The organism is Frankia sp. BMG5.23 (assembly GCF_000685765.2).
GTDB classification, from domain to species: Bacteria; Actinomycetota; Actinomycetes; order Frankiales; family Frankiaceae; genus Frankia; species Frankia casuarinae.
Genome location: NZ_JDWE01000132.1, coordinates 1 through 3,088, shown reverse-complemented (window position 1 = coordinate 3,088; position 3,088 = coordinate 1). Strand labels below are relative to the sequence as shown.

General features: G+C 68.8%; 2 protein-coding genes and 1 pseudogene. 1 reads left to right on the top strand and 2 read right to left on the bottom strand.

The features are described 5' to 3' along the window. The coding region (locus BMG523DRAFT_RS22030; RefSeq protein WP_043592282.1) for a transposase at positions 1–712 on the bottom strand (712 nt) is incomplete at its 3' end. Positions 713–1,914: 1,202 nt separating this feature from the next. Here BMG523DRAFT_RS22030 and BMG523DRAFT_RS22025 point away from each other — a divergent pair. Continuing rightward, positions 1,915–2,868 carry a hypothetical protein gene (locus BMG523DRAFT_RS22025; protein WP_235463393.1) on the top strand — a complete coding sequence of 318 codons (954 nt, stop codon included), beginning with the start codon at positions 1,915–1,917 and terminating at the stop codon, positions 2,866–2,868. A 16-nt stretch (positions 2,869–2,884) separates the two neighbouring features. On the opposite strand, the pseudogene BMG523DRAFT_RS22020 reads toward BMG523DRAFT_RS22025, so the two are convergent. Next, a pseudogene (locus BMG523DRAFT_RS22020) lies at positions 2,885–3,088 on the bottom strand (DDE endonuclease); the annotation flags it as partial.

Here is a 3,088-nt window from a genome sequence, read left to right as displayed (position 1 = left end):
CCAGTTCCCGGTGGGCTGTGTAGAGCGCGCGGAACCGGTCGAGCCAGGCCTTCTCCCAGTACTCCAGCTGGACCGGGTTCGACAGCCTCGCCCGCGGGAAGTAGCGGCGAAGGTGGGCGACGCGGTAGAGGTTGACGAGGCCGGCGCGGCGGCGGCCGACGGAGACGTAGACCGCGTAGAAGTCGGAGGACAATACCCGCTCGCCGCCGCCGGGGGCGGTGAGCGTGCCGTCCGCCTGCTCGGTGAGGCCGAGGTGGCCGGTGAGCACCGAACTGGCCCGGGTCTGGTCGATCACGAAGCACACCGTGTCCTCGCCGAGGGAGACCCACAGCCACCAGCGCTGCGGCTTCCCGCCGCCGTTCGGGGTGAACACCTTCCAGCTCGTCTCGTCGGCGTGCAGGTGCCACGATGCCTGGGACCGTTGGCGGATCGCCTCGACCAGCGGGGCGAGCAGCACGCCGGCCTGGGCGCACGCACCCACCAGGGTCGGGGCCGCCAGCACCGCGCCGTGCCGGGCCAGGCCCGCCACCAGCGAGTTCAGGGACCGGCCCGCGCCGTAGCGCTCGACGAGCAGCAGCGCGAGCGACCGGTTCGTCCACAGCCCCTTGCCGAGTGCCCGCGGTTCGCCCGGCGCCATGACCGTCGCCGGGCCGTAGCAGGCGCAGGCCCGCCGGTAGCGGCGTCGTCGGGTCGTCCGCCGTACGACCCGCACGACCCACTCGAGCCGCCAGGAGACGTCCTCGCCGTTGGCGGTGAACGGCGCCCCGCAGCACGGGCACGCGTAGCCGCGCTCGGGGAAGTCCCACGTGCCGCCGTCGTCGTCGGGCAGGCCGGAGTAGTTCCGCCGGCCGGCCCGCGCGCCCGGTCCCCGCCGGGGCCGCCCGCCCGCCGACCCGCCGACCCGCGGCCCTGGCCAGCGCCGCCGTCACCGGCGGCATCGCCTTCCTGACCAGGGCCGCCGTCACCAGCCGCGCCGCCGCCGTGGGAGGCGCGGTCGCACGGCCCGTCCGGCGGCGCGCCGGGCGCGGCCCGCTCGGAGGACTCGCCGAACAGAAGATGCTGGAGCAGCGCCACCTGGGCCCGCGACTCGGCGAGCTCCGCCAAGGCCACGGCCAGCGCGCGGCGCTGCTGGGCGACCTCGACCAGCAGCGCCGACAGCCACAGCCACGCGGCCACCGCGACGTCCGGCACGGGCACCCGCCCGCCGGCCGCGTCCGGACCCCGCACAGCCTCGAGGGCCGTGCCCGTTACCCTGGAAACCAGCGCCTCCGTGCGCGACGCGGCCCTTCCCCGAGTTCCCGGCCAAAGGTTTTCGGGGGGAGGGCCGCGGCCTTTTTCCGACGCTGTCCACCCTGTCGACCCGGGCCAACCAGCCACCCACCACAAGATCCCCGGTCGCACACGGCCGTGCGCGGCGACGCCAACCAGCGACCCAGCACACCAGCCCGGCACACTCTGCCATCAGCAGCCGGGACCCCGGCCACCACGCGGACCCCAACCCGCCGTCACGCACAGCGACCCCCGCTGTCAGGCGCCGGCCACCGTCAAACCAGCAACCCCCACGATTTGCGAATACTTACAGCCTGTCGACGCTGCGAGCTCGATAGCCCCAAACCTCACCGGGTTCCATAACGAGATCATCCCGGACCGCCTTGAGAACGCGGCACCGGCACACTCCCAGGTCAGCTCTGACCACGAGGCCTGCCTCTCGGCGGCCGGCACCTGGCTTGGCCCGATGTCGGTAGGGCCTCCGCTCCCCGCCTTTGAAGTGCCAGATCCGCAGCTTCGAAGCAAATTTCCGACGTTCCAGCCAATCGACCCATATCGTCCTATATTTTGATGAATCACAGAAGCGCAGATCACCGGCTTCCCGATTTGTTATCGTTCTCGCCTCTATGACCCTGGGGGGGCGCGATGTCCGCGGCAACGGATCATTGGCTGCTGAAGGCAGTATCGGATTTTGGTCGGGCGTGTGGCACCAAACTCTCCGGAGGTGGCAGCCCGGAAGCCTCGATACGAAGCCCGCTGGAAGGGCTCCTGGCGGCAGTTGGCAGACATCACAAGCTGTCCGAACTTACCTGGCATGACGAAGTGAGGCTTCCCGAACTCGGAGTGCGGCCCGACTACGCAGTCCGGCTGAGTGGCCTGGTCACCGGATACATAGAAATCAAGAAGCCCGGCCTGTCCGTAGACCCTCAGAATTTTACCGGGCACAACAAGGAGCAATGGGAACGGCTGCGAGACCTTCCAAATCTACTTTACACCAACGGCACCGAATGGCGGCTTTTTCGGGACGGGATCCAGATAGGAGAGACCATTCACTTCACCGGAACTCTCCGGACAAGCAGGGAGCGGCTTCGGCCACCGGATCCGGCCGCCTTCGACGCACTGATCACGACGTTCCTCGTCTGGAGCCCGCCACCAATCCAGAACGTTGGCAGGCTCGTGCAGAACATCGCACCGTTGTGCCGCCTCCTCCGCGCTGCCGTCCTGGAGCAGCTCACCGCCGAAGCGAAGTCGGACGCACCGGAGAACGACGGCCACGCACGTCCCTTCACCGGCCTCCAGAACGACTGGCGGACGCTACTCTTCCCCGAGGCAGACAGCCGGACCTTCGCCGACGGATACGCCCAGACGGTAACCTTCGCGCTGCTGCTCGCACAAACGGAGGGAATTCCTCTCCTGCAGGTCGGATTTCATGATATCGGCCGGAAGCTGAACGCCGGCCACGCACTTATCGGCAGCGCGCTGCGACTGCTCACCGACAATATAAACGAGCGTTTTTCGGTGACGCTCGATCTACTGACCCGCACCATCTCCAGTGTCGATTGGCCTGCCATCCGGAACGGCAACCGGGATGCCTACTGAGCTTTAATGCGGAGAGTCATGTTGACCACAGCTCCTCCCAGGCCAGGCCGGTTTCGGCGAGGAAACCCAGGAGCACCCCGGGCCGGTACTGCAGCCGTTTCAGCCCGTGCTTGACCGCCCGGTGGACGTCGTCGAGGGTGCGGGCGGCCAGGTGCACCAGCGCGGTCCGCTTGATCTGTGACCACACCCCCTCCGCCGGGTTCAGCTCGGGGGCATAAGC